This is a genomic window from Bacillus thuringiensis (assembly GCF_001455345.1).
Taxonomy (GTDB): domain Bacteria; phylum Bacillota; class Bacilli; order Bacillales; family Bacillaceae_G; genus Bacillus_A; species Bacillus_A thuringiensis_N.
This window is the reverse complement of the sequence record NZ_CP013274.1, coordinates 4602361-4618113: the sequence shown is the minus strand read 5'-3', so window position 1 is coordinate 4618113 and position 15753 is coordinate 4602361. Positions and strand designations below refer to the sequence as shown.

Sequence of the window (15753 nt, the reverse complement as noted above, 5' to 3'; positions counted from 1 at the left end):
AAGAAGAGGTGAAAGGAATGAAAGGGATGGACAATAATGCACCACACGGATTTTTCGGAGGTGGATCGGATAGTTATGAACAAATGATGTTAATGGGAGGAGCAGGTCAACAAGGATATGGCGGAATTCCGAGCTGGATGGGCGGAGCACCTGGAGGATTTCCAACGTCAGTAGCTGGTGTGCAATCTGGGTTTCCAACATCGGTAGCTGGAGTACAAACGGGAATCCCGACATTTGTAGGCGGAGTAGCGGGTGGGGCACCAACTACATTCCCATCTTTCGTTGGAGGAGTACAAACAGGATTTCCGGTACCAGGAGTAGGTGTTGTAGCAGGAGGGATAGGTGGGTTTCCGCAAGTTGTTCATGGTCATCATGGACATCACCACCATCAAGGCCACCACGGTCATCATGGACACCATCATCATCAAGGCCACCACGGTCATCATGGACACCATCATCAAGGTCAACATGGTCATCATCACCACCAAGGGCAACATGGCCATCATGGTCACCACCAAGGACATCATCAACAACAAGTACATCACCACGGACACCATCATATACATCCACAGGCAGTTCTTTATCAAACTCATCAAGGGCACCACGGTCATCAAGGGCACCACGGTCATCAAGGGCACCACGGTCATCAAGGGCACCACGGTCATCAAGGGCACCACGGTCACCAAGGGCACCACGGTCATCAAGGGCACCACGGTCACCAAGGGCACCACGGTCATCAAGGGCAACACGGTCACCAAGGGCAACACGGTCACCAAGGGCAACACGGTCACCAAGGCCAACAGCACCAACAATACCAACAATACCAACAACAATCTTCTCCTTGGACAGGTGGAATTGGAGCAGGAGGAGCAGGGGCAGCGGCAGGAGCGGCTAGCATTGGTGGAGCAGCAGGACATGCGGGACACGTGGGTCATTAATGCATTGCAGAAAAAAAGACATAATAAAAAACTGCTAGGAAATCCTAGCAGTTTTTTTCAGCTTCTTGGCGCTGGCGTTCGATTTCAGCACGAAGTTGTGGCTCTGGAGCTTGCCAGCCTTCTGGTTTTAGAATTTTGCCGTCGCCTTCGCGGAAGCGAGGTTTTCCATCAGGGAATAGCTTTGCCATGTTTGCGTTATTTACAATTTCAAATCCTTTATCAGGACGTACGCCCATTTCGGCAAACGTGCCGAATGCAAAGTAAATAAGGTCAATTAGTGCATCATATTGATCTTCAACAGTCGTTGCTTCTAGAAATTCTTCTAGCTCTTCTTGCATAAAGCTAGCACGAATTTTTGCGCGCGCTTCTGTTAGTTTTGTTGGAGTATTTGTCACAGGATGTCCGAACTCTTCATGCATTTTTGCAACAAGTTCGTATCCTTTATCTAAACCTTTTTCGTTTGTCATGTTGTTTCATCCTTTCTCGCTTTGTCCGAATCTCATTGTAACATAGGGTGATTATGAAATGAAAAGAGACTGTCTAAAAGTTTTATCTTTTAGTTAAGATAGCGATAGTAAAAGACTATATCGACTTAAGAACAAAATATGACATAGCCTATTAATAAAAGAAAGCCATCCCGGAATACTTTTGGGACGGCCCTGCTCGTTATTTTTCTTCTTTTATTAAAATGGATAAAATAAGGTCGATGCCAAACATACCAACGAGCAACATTGGTATAACGACAAGTAAATAACGTGTGAAGGAAACATTTTTTAAGTATGTATGAGCAAATAAAAAGACGCCGAGAAATAAAATACCATTTAAAATAGGCTTTACTAATTTTTTAGACATAAGCTCCCCCATAAATATCTTCTCTCTCTATCTAAAATAAAAACTCCTCTTTCCGTTGTATCATGCTGGAGAGAGGAGTTCAATCATTTCTCATTCAATTACACCAGAATTTGTAATATTCACGGTGTATTTTATATGAACCGGAACATCTTTATACATTTGTCTCCATTCTTCTAATTTGAATGGGCGATAATGGTGTTTATATTTTGCTCCTAGCCCGAGAGGATCGACGCCTAAAGATTTTAGTTGCTTAATTAACTTAGCAGCTTGTTTATCTAATTGTTTTTGGACATCTTTTTCAATGTTTTTTGTGTTCTTGTTATTTTCCAAGTTAATTGCTTTCGATAGTTCTTGAATACGTGCATCAAGACGAACGTTAATGAAAAAGGAAGGCTTCCCGTTTTTAATTTTTATATCGTAAGTTGGAACAGAACGAATATTATTAATCATTACGTACGCAGAATCTGTTTTAAATTCATGTGAATCTAATTTATGTTTCTCTAATAGTCCTTTAAATATGAACATATCTTTTTCCGCAATTTTACCGATATATTTATCCTTTTTAAAAAGGCCAATTCCGGTAATTTTTATTTTATCACCATGTTTCTTTAGAATGGGAATATAGTAGTCTTGCCCTTCTTGATAATAACGGAATGCTCCTACATGCAGATTATCAGTTGGTAAAGGACCGGTCTCCATATTATGTTCTAGCAACTTTTTTATATAAATTGCAACGTTGTATGAAGTCGAATATTTGCCTTTTAAAAGTTCAGTACCATTCCCCTCTAATAAACCAACATATAAAGCGTTCCCTATGTTTACATCTCGAAGTAATGTATCGAATGAAGTAGACATTCCTTTCTTCGCAAGTTTTATCGTATATAGAGCAACACGCATTTGTCCGCTAGCAAAAGGTTGAGAAGACTCTAACGATGTGTTTGCTTTTACTTGTTTTACCGCATTTGCGGTGCCTTCAAAAACTTGAACTTTATTTCCCTTTTTCTGAATCGGACAAACGAATGTTACTTTTACTTTATTATCTTTTGCTGTATCAAAAACGGTTCCTTGAATAAGTTGTACATCATCGATAATATTTTTTTGTAAACATCCAGTTAAACTGAAAAATGTTATACAAGAAATAAGTATTAATTTGCTTTTGATTTTTTCCATTTTCTTTTCACCCACACAATAATAAATAGGATTGGGATGTATACGTAAACGAGCCAAAAACTAACCTTCGATGCATTACTAATAAAGTTATTAATATCTTGTCTGTTTGTTAAAAGTTGCGAAACAATGAGAGTGATAAGGATAAAGGCGATTAAAATACCTCTTTGTTTTACACGGAATATTTCGTGAGTTGCTCTCATTGACGCCCATAAAGGGAGGATAAAACTTGAAATAATAACGAGTGCATAGCCTGAAATTGCGATATATTCGAGTCTTTCTATAAATGGTAATTGAATGACTTGGGTCATAGAAAGTTGGGCCCATATCGTTTTTAACAATTGTTTTTCACTAAAAAATGCAAAGGCTAAAAGGGTGCTAAATAAATATAGAAGATTTGAAAATAGTGCTCCAAGCTGAGCGTATTTATGAGATTGCATAGGCTTTTTCACAAATGGATACACCATGAGGTAAATCTCAAAACCGGTCATACTGTAGATTGATAGTTGAGCGGATTTTAAAATGTCTGAAAAAGAATGGGTGAATATAGGTAGTAAATTCTCCCAATGTGAATATTTCAAAACGAATAAGCTTAGAAATAAATATCCTAATGTACCACCAACAGAGATGACGCAAATACCGGTAATTACACGAAATCCAGAAGAGATAATGTAATAGCTAACTAAGCACAAAAAGAGTGTTAACATAAAGGTGGAAGCGGTAGGAAACATCCATACTTGAATAATTTCTACATACGTTCGAATAACCGAAATACTGACGATTAAAAAATAAGCTGCAAAGATGATATTAAAGACATTCCCTATCCACTTTCCAAACGTTTGCCTTTGTAAATCAATTAAATTTCCGTTTGTTTCTTTTAATAAAAAATACATCATCCATATAAGGAGATGGATACAGAGTCCTGTGATTAGAACGCCTATCCATCCGTCGTATCCAGCGGCCTTTGCGATGATTCGAGCGAAGCCGAGAACGCCAGCACCGAACTGTGCACCGTGAATTAAGAAGAAAACGAAGATAGGAGATATTTGATATTTTTCTTGAACTTTACTCATCGAATGCACCTCATTTCTTAATCATCAAAGTCCGATCTATGTTTTGTTGAAATTCCTTTTGCTGCTTTTTTTACATGCTGTGGCCTTGCTTGTACATCCCTTGTATCAATCATTGTTAAGGGAAAACGAATCCAAGAATCTTTAACAGATTGTTGTCTTGTCGGGTAAAACAAAGCGTACGGCTTACGTAAGGAAGTAAGTCTAAAAAGATGAGTAAATAAAAAGATAAATCCAAGAGAGATACCGAAGAGCCCTCCTATTTCTGCGAATGCTAGAAACGGGAAACGTAGTAATCGAACTGCATTACCCATTTTATAAATAGGTGTAATAAAGGAAGCGAGTGCTGATAAGGCAACGATAATTAATAAAATGTTACTCGTTAAACCAGCTTGTACAGATGCTTGTCCAATTACGATACCGCCTACAATACCGAGTGTTTGACCAACTTTCATCGGTAACCTCGCGCCAGCTTCCCTCAGTAAGTCGATTGCAAGTTCTAAAAATAGTGCTTCAATTAATGGTGGGAACGGTACTTGTGCCCTTGATAAAATCAAAGTTTCAAGTAAATCACTTGGAATAAGTTCATAATGATAATTTAAAACTGCAACGTATAACGGTGTAGCGCAAATTGAAAATAGAACGGCAATTAATCTTAAAATCCTTGAAAATGTAGCGTACATCCAGGAGACATTATAGTCTTCTGGGGAAATGAAAAAATCGAAATAGGATACAGGTGTTAGTAGGACACTTGGGGAACCATCCACAAAAATAGCGATTTTTCCATCTATTAGTGCTTTTGTAACTCTATCAGTGCGTTCTGTATTGATATAGAGAGGGAAAATCGACTTTTCACCCATTAATTCTTGTATATAAGCACTATCATTAATTTGATCATATTCAAGAGCACGTAATGATTCCTCGAGAAAATCTACATTATCTTTTTCAGCGAGGTTATCTAAATACATCATGACAACTTTTGTTTTTGAAAACTCGCCGATAATCATCTCTTTTGTTTGTAAATCTAAAACAGGAAGACGTTTTCGAACTAAATTAATATTTGTATCAATATCCTCTACGAAACCTTCCTGAGGACCTATAACGGTCGATTCGTTTAAAGGAGGAGTTGGCGCACGATAATTATCAATTGCGATATTTGCGAGCATACATTTTTGATCTTGTTGATTTACTTGAACAATCGCATGCCCCTTTAAAACCATGTCCTCAATTTTTTGTAAATCGTTCGTAATTGTAATGCCGCTCATCGGAATATGTTCTTTCAGTTCTTCTAGTGAAGCCTTAGGTCGTTCCAAAAGAGTAGGCATTAAGTACTTTTGCAATTTCTCACCATCAAGTGAAGGACGATAGTAAGAAATCCAATAAGGCATCGTTTCATCGTCAGATGTATGGTAATTAACAAAATCACTAGACTTTTTCAGCTTCTCTATTAAATTTTGTAGAGAATGAATACGGTCTTTTTCTGGTTTTGTAAAATCATAAATACTATTACCTTTAGAGTTTTGCTGCTGTTGCCCTTGAGAAGATTCGTCTTGCTTAGAGTGTTGCTGTTGCCCTTGAGAAGATTCGTTTTGTTTAGAATCTTGTTGCTGTTCCTGATTCGAGTTGTTTTGTTTAGAGTGTTGCTGTTTATCTTGAGTCGAGTCACCTTGTTTAGAGTGTTGCTGTTGCCCTTGAGAAGATTCGTCTTGCTTAGAGTGTTGCTGTTGCCCTTGAGAAGATTCGTTTTGTTTAGAATCTTGTTGCTGTTCCTGAGTCGAGTTGTTTTGTTTAGAATGTTGCTGTTGATCTTGCTCCGCGTTGTCTTGTTTAGAATGTTGCTGTTGCCCTTGAGAAGATTCGTTTTGTTTAGAATCTTGTTGCTGTTCCTGATTCGAGTTGTTTTGTTTAGAATGTTGCTGTTGATCTTGCTCCGCGTTGTCTTGTTTAGAATGCTGCTGTTGCCCTTGAGAAGATTCGTTTTGTTTAGAATCTTGTTGCTGATTCTGCTCTGATTTGTCTTGCTTAGAATGCTGCTGTTGCTCTTGAGAAGATTCGTCTTGTTTAGCACTTTGTTGCTGATTCTGATTCGATTTGTTTTGCTGCTTATATTGGGAGGACTCCTTGTGCTCCTCTTTTTTTTGCTCGCCATTGCTATCTTTATTATGTTTCATACTTCTAGTCTGTTGTTTGCTATCATCCTCTTGATTGCTAGGGTGTTGCTCCGAGTTACCTGTTTCGTTTTTCTCTTTTGTATTTGATTTTTTTTTCTTACGTAGCCAATTCCAAATCATATGTATGCCCTCTTTGATTTTGTAATATAGTGCTATTTTGTGGCTAATTTTGTATATTATTCATTTATTTATGAAAAGAAGGAGGAGATTGGTTTGCATAGAAAAAATCCTTTAGTAAGCAGTACATACTATGACGAGAAGAGGGCGAGTCTGTGCAATTTGTAAAAAAAGAGAAGTTTGCTTTAAAGGAGTTTACATTTGAAAATGGTAGGACAATTCCTGTTCAAATGGGGTATGAGACGTATGGTACTTTAAATAGAGAAAGATCAAATACGATTTTGGTTTGTCATTATTTTAGTGCAACTAGTCACGCAGCAGGAAAATATACAGCGCATGATGAGGAGTCTGGTTGGTGGGATGGTTTAATTGGACCGGGAAAAGCAATTGATACAAATAAATACTTTGTTATATGTACTGATAATCTTTGTAATGTGCAGGTGAAGAACCCTTATGTAATTACAACGGGACCGAAATCGATTAATCCAAAAACTGGAGATGAATATGTGATGGACTTTCCGGTTTTTACATTTCTTGATGTAGCTCGTATGCAATATGAGTTAATAAAAGATATGGGAATCGTAAGGCTACATGCTGTAATGGGACCGTCAGCTGGCGGGATGATTGCGCAGCAATGGGCTGTTCATTATCCTCATATGGTAGAGCGGATGATTGGTGTGATTACGAATCCGCAAAATCCAATTATTACATCGGTAAATGTAGCGCAAAACGCAATTGAGGCTATTCAACTGGATCCAAGTTGGAAGGGCGGAAAATATGGAGAAGTGCAGCCAATGAAGGGGCTTCATTTAGCAAATAGAATGATGTTTATGAACGCGTTTGATGAGCATTTTTATGAAATAACATTTCCTCGTAATAGTATAGAGAAAGAATCTTATGAAACATTTTCTGCATTAACATCATTTGAGAAAGAAATTAACAAAGTGACAAATAGAAGTATAGATTTAGTAGATGCAAATTCATGGATGTACACTGCGAAAGCAGTTTTATTACATGATATTGCGCATGGATTTTCGTCTTTAGAAGAGGCACTGTCTAATATAGAAGCAAATGTACTTATGATTCCGTGTAAACAAGATTTGCTTCAGCCGTCACGTTATAATTATAAAATGGTAGACATGTTGCAAAAACAAGGGAAGTATGCGGAAGTATATGAGATAGAAAGTATAAATGGGCATATGGCGGGAGCATTTGATATTCATTTATTTGAAAAGAAAGTTTATGAGTTTTTAAATCGGAAAGTGTCTAGTTTTGTGTAGAAAATAAATGATGTGAAAAAGGTGCAATGTATGTAGTAGGCACCTTTTTTTACATGATTTGTAGGCGGAAAATATATGTGGCAATTGCTATACCGAAGAAAGCTATACTAAGTAATAGAAATAAAAATGATATTTCTTGTGGCGATTTTATCTTTTTGTTATTTTTCATACTAAGAGCAATAATTGCAGCGATTAAGAAAATGATGCCCGTAATGAAAAGAAAAAGTGTCATTTTCATTGGCTCCTTTCATAAAACAAGTATATTGAGGATACAATGCATGAGTTATGTTTGTAAAGAATAAGTTTTGCGAGAAAATTGAGAAATAAATTCTCTGTTCTTTGCGTTCTTTCTTTCGCATGCTAAAATTGATGAGGAATGATTATTTAAAGAAGAAACTAAAGGTTTTATTGTATATAAGGAGGAACGACATATGACAGAAGTTAAAACAATTACAACAGAAGAAGTGCAAGAGCGTTTAGAAAATGGAGAAACGTTATTTTTAGTAGACGTAAGAGAAGATGAAGAAGTAGCAGCAGGAAAGATTCCAGAAGCTGTACATATTAAAATGGGCGATATCCCAAATAAAGTAGATTTCTTTGATAAAGAGAATGAATATATCTTTATTTGTCGTTCGGGAATGCGCAGTGAAAATGTATGCCATTATTTAAATGAACAAGGATTTAAAACAGTAAATATGGTTGGCGGAATGCTTCAATATGAAGGTGAAACGAAATAGTTAATAGTTAAAAACTTGGAACGAGTCTGTTTCAAGTTTTTTTCTTTTGCATACAGTGTACAAAAGGGGGATAGGTAAATGGGGATTAACTTGCGGAAAGTAAAAATTATTAATAATACAGGGGCTGTTAATGTCGGCGATTGTTATGATATCTCACCTTTAGCTGTAGCAAAAATATATGCAGGTGCTGGAGGGTCGAGTGCGGCTATTTTTTTAAATGGGAAAAGACAACCAGAAGCGGTAATTAGAACATCAGTGTTTCTTCCGCCATTAGCAACGAGTACACGTACATTAGGTTCATAGAGGAAAGGTAGAGTGTAATTATGCCTGCTCATATAAAAGAGTTTGTTATTGTGAATAACACTGGGAATATATTTACTGGTGATAATTTGAGTGATACTTCATTTACTGCTACGAAATCGTATAGTGGTTCAATGGGATGTACTTGGGTTGATGTTGTTACAGTAATAGGGACGGAGACGAAGCTTTGTTTACAGCCAGGAGATTCGGTGACGACAACATATACAAGAGGTACTCCTGCTGGTACTGTACCAGGAACAAACATGGGGCCAAGTGTAAACACATCGGGTATAGCACAAGCTGTCCCTAATACAGATAATATGGATTCAATTGCTGGACTCCCTTAAGGAATTAAGGGAGTTTTTATTATTTAAAATAAAAATAGTCTTTGAGATTGTTTTTGCAAATACATATTAAGAGGAAGAGGTTTGTTAAAAGTAAAAAAGATGGTGTGTAGGTGGTGAAAGTGTGAAAGAGCGCGATAAACAAAATTCATTACACTCTAATTTCAGAATTTCACCAAATCTTATTGGACCCACCTTTCCTCCTGTTCCAACGGGATTTACTGGTATTGGAATTACTGGTCCAACCGGTCCGCAAGGCCCGACTGGCCCACAAGGACCAAGAGGATTTCAAGGTCCGATGGGGGAGATGGGCCCGACAGGACCTCAAGGAGTGCAAGGGATACAAGGACCGGTTGGACCAATAGGTGCAACGGGACCAGAAGGACAGCAGGGGCCACAAGGATTGAGAGGGCCACAAGGAGAAACTGGAGCGACAGGACCTCAAGGAGTGCAAGGGTTACAAGGTCCGATTGGTCCAACAGGAGCTACTGGGGCACAAGGTATACAAGGGATACAGGGATTACAGGGGCCAATTGGAGCGACAGGACCTGAGGGACCTCAAGGAATTCAAGGTGTGCAAGGAGTACCAGGAGCAACTGGTCCACAAGGAATACAAGGAGCACAAGGGATACAAGGATTACAAGGACCGAGTGGAAATACAGGAGCAACGGGAGCGACTGGTCAGGGGATAACAGGACCGACGGGAATAACCGGTCCAACAGGGATCACCGGCCCGTCAGGAGGACCTCCTGGTCCGACGGGGCCGACTGGTGCGACAGGTCCAGGCGGTGGACCGAGTGGAAGTACAGGTGCGACTGGAGCAACGGGGAATACTGGGGCTACAGGAAGTACAGGGGTAACAGGAGCAACGGGAAGTACAGGTCCGACTGGAAGCACAGGAGCACAGGGCTTGCAAGGAATACAAGGGATTCAAGGACTGATTGGGCCAACAGGTCCAGAAGGTCCGCAAGGTATCCAAGGTATTCCTGGTCCGACAGGAATAACTGGTGAACAAGGAATTCAAGGAGTTCAAGGTATTCAAGGGATAACGGGAGCAACAGGAGATCAAGGTCCACAAGGTATACAGGGGGCTATAGGGCCACAAGGGGAAACAGGGGCCACAGGAGATCAAGGTCCACAAGGAATACAAGGAGTACCAGGGCCATCAGGAGCAACAGGTCCACAGGGAGTTCAAGGGATACAAGGTCCGATGGGTGAGATAGGACCAACAGGTCCAGAAGGCCCAGAGGGACTTCAGGGCCCGCAAGGAATACAAGGTGTGCCAGGGCCAGTTGGAGCGACGGGTCCAGAGGGTCCTCAGGGGATACAAGGCATTCAAGGACCGGTAGGAGCAACAGGCTCACAAGGTCCCCAAGGAATTCAGGGAATTCAAGGTGTGCAAGGGATAACGGGAGCAACTGGAGTACAAGGAGCGACTGGAATTCAAGGTATACAAGGGGAAATAGGAGCAACGGGTCCAGAGGGGCCCCAAGGAGTGCAAGGTGCTCAAGGGGGTATTGGTCCAACAGGTCCGATGGGGTCCCAAGGAGTGCAAGGAGTACAAGGAATTCAAGGAGCGACGGGCGCACAAGGAGTGCAAGGTCCACAAGGAATTCAAGGAATCCAAGGTCCGACGGGGGTAACAGGAGATACGGGAGCAACTGGGGCAACAGGGGAAGGCACTACAGGCCCAACCGGAGTAACCGGTCCAACAGGGGTAACAGGCCCATCTGGAGGACCAGCAGGACCGACCGGCCCAACGGGGCCATCAGGTCCGGCGGGAGTAACAGGTCCATCTGGTGGACCACCTGGCCCGACAGGAGCAGCCGGGGCGACAGGAGTAACTGGAGATACTGGGGCGACAGGCTCAACTGGAGTGACAGGAGCGACAGGAGAAACGGGAGCAACCGGAGTGACGGGTTTACAAGGTCCGCAAGGAATCCAAGGAGTGCAAGGAGAGATAGGTCCGACGGGTCCCCAAGGTGTTCAAGGTCCGCAAGGAATTCAAGGAGTAACGGGGGCAACAGGAGATCAAGGTCCGCAAGGGATTCAAGGCCCACAAGGCGACATAGGCCCAACCGGCCCACAAGGAATTCAAGGCCCACAAGGTTCTCAAGGAATCCAAGGAGCGACAGGGGGAACAGGAGCACAAGGCCCACAGGGAATCCAAGGTCAGCAAGGTGACATAGGTCCGACTGGGCCACAAGGTCCAACTGGAATCCAAGGGATACAAGGAGAGATAGGTCCAACCGGTCCAGAAGGCCCAGAGGGACTTCAGGGTCCGCAAGGAATACAAGGTGTTCAAGGGCCAGTTGGAGCAACGGGTCCAGAGGGTCCTCAGGGGATACAAGGCATTCAAGGACCGGTAGGAGCAACAGGCCTACAAGGTCCACAAGGAATTCAGGGAATACAAGGTGTGCAAGGGATAACGGGAGCAACTGGAGCGCAAGGAGCAACTGGAATTCAAGGTATACAAGGGGAAATAGGAGCAACAGGTCCAGAGGGGCCCCAAGGAGTGCAAGGAGTACAAGGAGCGATTGGTCCAACCGGTCCGGTGGGGCCCCAAGGAGTGCAAGGCGTACAAGGAATTCAAGGGGCGACGGGCGCACAAGGAGTGCAAGGTCCACAAGGAATTCAAGGAATCCAAGGTCTGACGGGGGCAACAGGAGATACGGGAGCAACTGGGGCGACAGGGGAAGGCACTACAGGCCCAACAGGAGTAACCGGTCCAACAGGGGTAACAGGCCCATCTGGAGGACCAGCAGGACCGACCGGCCCAACGGGGCCATCAGGTCCGGCGGGAGTAACAGGTCCATCTGGTGGACCGCCTGGCCCGACAGGAGCAACCGGGGCGACAGGAGTAACAGGAGATACCGGGGCGACAGGCTCAACTGGAGTGACAGGAGCAACAGGAGCAACGGGAGCAACCGGAGTGACGGGTTTACAGGGTCCGCAAGGAATCCAAGGTGTTCAAGGAGAGATAGGTCCAACCGGTCCACAGGGTATTCAAGGTCCGCAAGGAATCCAAGGAATAACGGGGGCAACAGGAGCACAAGGTCCACAAGGAATTCAAGGCTCACAAGGCGACATAGGTCCAACCGGCCCACAAGGAATTCAAGGTCCACAAGGTCCGCAAGGAATCCAAGGAGCGACGGGGGCAACAGGAGCACAAGGCCCACAAGGAATCCAAGGTCCGCAAGGTGACATAGGTCCGACCGGACCACAAGGCCCACAAGGAATTCAAGGCCCGCAAGGAATTCAAGGTCCAACGGGGGCTACAGGAGCAACCGGAGCGACAGGTCCCCAAGGAATTCAAGGCCCGCAAGGAATTCAAGGCCCGCAAGGAATTCAAGGTCCAACGGGAGTTACAGGAGCAACCGGAGCGACAGGTCCCCAAGGAATTCAAGGCCCGCAAGGAATCCAAGGTTCAACGGGAGCAACAGGAGCAACCGGAGCGACAGGTCCCCAAGGAATTCAAGGCCCGCAAGGAATCCAAGGTCCAACGGGGGCTACAGGAGCAACCGGTTCACAAGGTCCAACTGGAGATACAGGTCCAACTGGAGATACAGGTCCAACCGGAGCTGGAGCCACTGGAGCGACCGGGGCGACTGGAGTTAGTACAACTGCAACGTATGCGTTTGCGAATAATACATCAGGAACCGCTATTTCCGTTTTATTAGGTGGTACGAACGTACCATTACCGAACAATCAAAATATTGGCCCAGGAATTACCGTCAGTGGTGGAAATACTGTATTTACAGTTGCGAATGCAGGAAATTACTATATAGCTTATACAATCAATTTAACAGCCTCTTTACTTGTAAGTTCTCGTATAACTGTAAATGGCAGTCCGCTTGCAGGAACAATAAATTCACCAGCAGTAGCTACAGGTTCATTTAATGCTACAATAATTGCTAACTTGCCTGCAGGAGCCGCTGTTAGTTTGCAGTTATTTGGAGTAGTTGCAATAGCTACATTATCTACGACAACACCGGGGGCTACTCTAACGATTATTAGATTAAGTTAATAAGAAGAAAACCTTGAGGCTTTTATGCTTCAAGGTTTTTTATCTCCTTATTTGTATGTAGTCTCATTGATTAGGAAAGTTTTACTTTATTCACATGAGCAAAAACATCGCGGTTCGAAAATATATTATAATAGAATGAAAAGAGAGAAATTTGGCAGAAAGGGAGGGTGGCGATGCAGGAGATGGTTACAGACTTTTTTGGACGCCCACTTCAAGATTTGCGCATATCTGTCATTGATCGTTGCAATTTTAGATGTACATATTGTATGCCAGCGGAAGTTTTTGGGCCAGATTATGCTTTTTTGAAAGATGAGTTTTTACTAACGTTTGATGAAATTGAGCGTTTAGCAAAACTATTTGTTAGTATCGGTGTACGAAAAATTAGACTTACTGGTGGCGAGCCACTACTTCGTAAAGATTTAACAAAGCTTATTACACGTCTCGTGAAAATTGATGGATTAGTAGATATAGGGTTAACGACAAATGCGATTCATTTAACGAAACAAGCAAAAGAATTAAAAGAAGCTGGATTACATAGAGTAAATGTTAGTTTGGATGCAATAGATGACGATGTATTTAAGGATATTAATGGCCGGAATATCAATACGAAACCTGTTATAAAGGGAATTATGGCTGCAAAAGAAGCCGGTCTTGACGTAAAGGTAAACATGGTTGTGAAAAAAGGGATGAACGCTCATCAAGTACTTCCGATGGCTACATATTTTAAAGAGAAAGGAATCACGCTTAGGTTTATTGAGTTTATGGATGTTGGTAGTACAAATGGATGGAACTTTGATCAAGTCATTACAAAGCGAGAGTTAATCGAGATGATTCATAGCGTATATCCGCTTGAGCCAGCTGAAGCGCATTATTTCGGTGAAGTTGCGAAGCGATATCGTTACGTTGGAACAAACGTTGAAGTCGGTTTTATTACTTCTGTTTCTGAGTCATTTTGTTCCTCTTGTACGAGAGCGAGAATTTCGGCAGATGGAAAGTTTTATACTTGCTTATTTGCGACAGAAGGATTGGATGTAAGGGAACTTCTTAGAGGAAATCTTTCGGATGATGAGTTAATAAGCGTTATACAAGATGTATGGATGAATAGAAAAGATAGGTATTCGGATGAACGGACAGAAGAAAGTGCGAAGAATCGTCCGAAAATTGAAATGTCTTATATAGGAGGATAAGAAAGGGGGATATCGTATGCAGGAGCGATATTCGAGACAAATATTATTTTCTGGTGTTGGAGAAGAAGGACAGAGAAAAATTAGAGAGAAGCATGTGCTTATTATTGGCGCTGGTGCTCTTGGTGCAGCGAATGCAGAAGCGATTGTTAGAGCAGGGGTTGGAAAAATAACAATTGCTGATCGTGATTATGTAGAATGGAGCAATTTACAAAGACAACAATTATATACAGAAGAAGACGCAAAGCAGTATAAACCGAAGGCGGTAGCAGCGGCAGAACATTTAAAAGCAATTAATTCTGAGGTGGAAATAAATCCGGTTGTAACGGATGTAACGGTGCAAGAAATGGAAGAACTAGTGAATGATGTAGATTTAATATTAGATGCGACAGATAATTTTGAAACGCGTCTTCTTATTAATGATATTTCGCAAAAGTATAATATTCCGTGGATATATGGTGGTTGTGTCGGAAGCTACGGAGTAACGTATACAATTTTACCAGGAAAAACACCGTGTTTCCGCTGTTTAATGGAGCATCCGGCGAGCGGGGCAACATGTGATACTGCTGGTATTATACAGCCGGCAGTGCAATTAGTAGTTGCGCACCAAATAACGGAAGCGCTGAAAATATTAGTAGAAGACTTTGGGGCACTTCGTGAAACTATGCTATCGTTTGATCTTTGGAATAATCAACAGATGGCATTTAAAGTGAATAGGCAGAAAAAAGAAACATGTTTATCTTGCGGAAGATTACGTACATATCCGAGTTTAACATTTGAAGCACAAACGAAAACAGAAGTGTTATGTGGCCGAAATACAGTACAAATCCGTCCAGGTGTGCGGAATGAATTTAAATTAGAAGAAATTAAAAAGCGCTTACAAAGAAGTGTGGATGTAAAAGCTACTCCGTATTTATTATCATTTCCGGTAGAGGAATTTCGTTTTGTTTTATTTACAGATGGCAGGGCGTTTATTCATGGGACGAATGATATAAATGTAGCAAAACGTTTATATGCAAGATATATAGGTTGAACCTAAAGGGAAACCCTTTAGATTCAACAGAGAGAGGATTAAGACTTTCTCGCATAATCTCCACTTTTTCCACCTGTTTTTTCAAGTAAGTACGTTTCGCCAATAATCATACCTTTATCAACAGCTTTACACATATCGTACACGGTAAGAGCAGTAGCGGAAGCAGCTGTTAAAGCTTCCATTTCAACACCGGTGCTACCTTCTGTTTTAACTTTTACTTCAATAAGTAATCGGTATTGTTCTTCGTATTGTTTCCAATCGAAAGAAACGTCAACACCTTTTAATAATAAAGTATGGCACATTGGGATAATATCAGAAGTGCGTTTCGCAGCCATAATACCAGCGATTTGTGCAACTGCTAATACGTCACCTTTCCCGATTTCATTATGAGAAATTTTATCATAAATTTCTTTTGTAACGACAATGCTAGAGCACGCAATTGCTGTTCGAACGGTTGCTTTTTTGTCGCTTATATCAACCATTTTCGCGCGCCCTTGGTCATTAAAATGTGTGAATGAAGACATGGAATTCCT

General features: G+C 41.7%; 15 protein-coding genes. 8 read left to right on the top strand and 7 right to left on the bottom strand.

The features are described 5' to 3' along the window. Window positions 1–17: 17 nt before the first annotated feature. A complete protein-coding gene (locus ATN06_RS24160; protein WP_060632613.1) occupies window positions 18–938 on the top strand; it encodes a hypothetical protein in 921 nt (306 codons plus the stop codon). Between the two features lie 44 nt (window positions 939–982). Here ATN06_RS24160 and ATN06_RS24155 read toward each other — a convergent pair whose 3' ends face one another. From ATN06_RS24155 to ATN06_RS28895, 5 genes are all read right to left on the bottom strand, one after another. After that, window positions 983–1405 carry a pyrophosphohydrolase domain-containing protein gene (locus ATN06_RS24155; protein ID WP_060632612.1) on the bottom strand — a complete coding sequence of 141 codons (423 nt, stop codon included), beginning with the start codon at window positions 1403–1405 and terminating at the stop codon, window positions 983–985. Between the two features lie 199 nt (window positions 1406–1604). After that, window positions 1605–1790, bottom strand: a complete 186-nt coding sequence (locus tag ATN06_RS24150) for a hypothetical protein (RefSeq protein ID WP_000038782.1) — start codon at window positions 1788–1790, stop codon at window positions 1605–1607. A gap of 90 nt (window positions 1791–1880) precedes the next feature. Next, complete coding sequence (gene gerHC / locus ATN06_RS24145; RefSeq protein WP_060632611.1) at window positions 1881–2960, bottom strand: spore germination protein GerHC; 1080 nt, start codon at window positions 2958–2960, stop codon at window positions 1881–1883. After that, window positions 2936–4030, bottom strand: a complete 1095-nt coding sequence (locus tag ATN06_RS24140) for a spore germination protein (protein WP_060632610.1) — start codon at window positions 4028–4030, stop codon at window positions 2936–2938. Before ATN06_RS24140 ends, gerHC begins: the two co-directional genes overlap by 25 nt. A 17-nt stretch (window positions 4031–4047) precedes the next feature. Beyond that, on the bottom strand, window positions 4048–6318 hold the full coding sequence (locus ATN06_RS28895; RefSeq protein WP_088116244.1) for a spore germination protein: 2271 nt from the start codon (window positions 6316–6318) through the stop codon (window positions 4048–4050). 152 nt (window positions 6319–6470) lie between these two features. On the opposite strand from ATN06_RS28895, the gene ATN06_RS24130 reads away from it, so the two are divergent. Beyond that, a complete protein-coding gene (locus ATN06_RS24130; protein WP_060632609.1) occupies window positions 6471–7595 on the top strand; it encodes a homoserine O-acetyltransferase family protein in 1125 nt (374 codons plus the stop codon). 49 nt (window positions 7596–7644) lie between these two features. On the opposite strand, the gene ATN06_RS24125 is transcribed toward ATN06_RS24130, so the two are convergent. Beyond that, window positions 7645–7827 carry a hypothetical protein gene (locus tag ATN06_RS24125; protein WP_016085879.1) on the bottom strand — a complete coding sequence of 61 codons (183 nt, stop codon included), beginning with the start codon at window positions 7825–7827 and terminating at the stop codon, window positions 7645–7647. Window positions 7828–8026: 199 nt separating this feature from the next. On the opposite strand from ATN06_RS24125, the gene ATN06_RS24120 reads away from it, so the two are divergent. The 6 genes from ATN06_RS24120 to ATN06_RS24095 all read left to right on the top strand — a co-directional run bounded on the left by ATN06_RS24120 (window position 8027) and on the right by ATN06_RS24095 (window position 15220). After that, window positions 8027–8332 (top strand): rhodanese-like domain-containing protein, encoded by a 306-nt coding sequence (locus ATN06_RS24120; protein WP_000141212.1) that lies wholly within the window; start codon window positions 8027–8029, stop codon window positions 8330–8332. A 78-nt stretch (window positions 8333–8410) separates the two neighbouring features. Beyond that, window positions 8411–8635 carry a spore germination protein gene (locus tag ATN06_RS24115; RefSeq protein WP_000512461.1) on the top strand — a complete coding sequence of 75 codons (225 nt, stop codon included), beginning with the start codon at window positions 8411–8413 and terminating at the stop codon, window positions 8633–8635. A 20-nt stretch (window positions 8636–8655) separates the two neighbouring features. After that, entirely contained in the window at window positions 8656–8979 is a 324-nt protein-coding gene (locus tag ATN06_RS24110) for a hypothetical protein (RefSeq protein ID WP_060632608.1), read from the top strand. Between the two features lie 121 nt (window positions 8980–9100). Further along, a complete protein-coding gene (locus tag ATN06_RS24105; protein WP_060632607.1) occupies window positions 9101–13003 on the top strand; it encodes a BclA-related collagen-like exosporium protein in 3903 nt (1300 codons plus the stop codon). Between the two features lie 173 nt (window positions 13004–13176). Further along, window positions 13177–14190, top strand: coding sequence for a GTP 3',8-cyclase MoaA (gene moaA, locus ATN06_RS24100; protein WP_060632606.1), 1014 nt, complete (start codon window positions 13177–13179; stop codon window positions 14188–14190). A gap of 16 nt (window positions 14191–14206) precedes the next feature. Further along, a complete protein-coding gene (locus ATN06_RS24095) occupies window positions 14207–15220 on the top strand; it encodes a molybdopterin-synthase adenylyltransferase MoeB (protein WP_060632605.1) in 1014 nt (337 codons plus the stop codon). 38 nt (window positions 15221–15258) lie between these two features. On the opposite strand, the gene moaC is transcribed toward ATN06_RS24095, so the two are convergent. Next, window positions 15259–15744 (bottom strand): cyclic pyranopterin monophosphate synthase MoaC, encoded by a 486-nt coding sequence (gene moaC, locus ATN06_RS24090; protein ID WP_060632604.1) that lies wholly within the window; start codon window positions 15742–15744, stop codon window positions 15259–15261. Window positions 15745–15753: the final 9 nt, after the last annotated feature.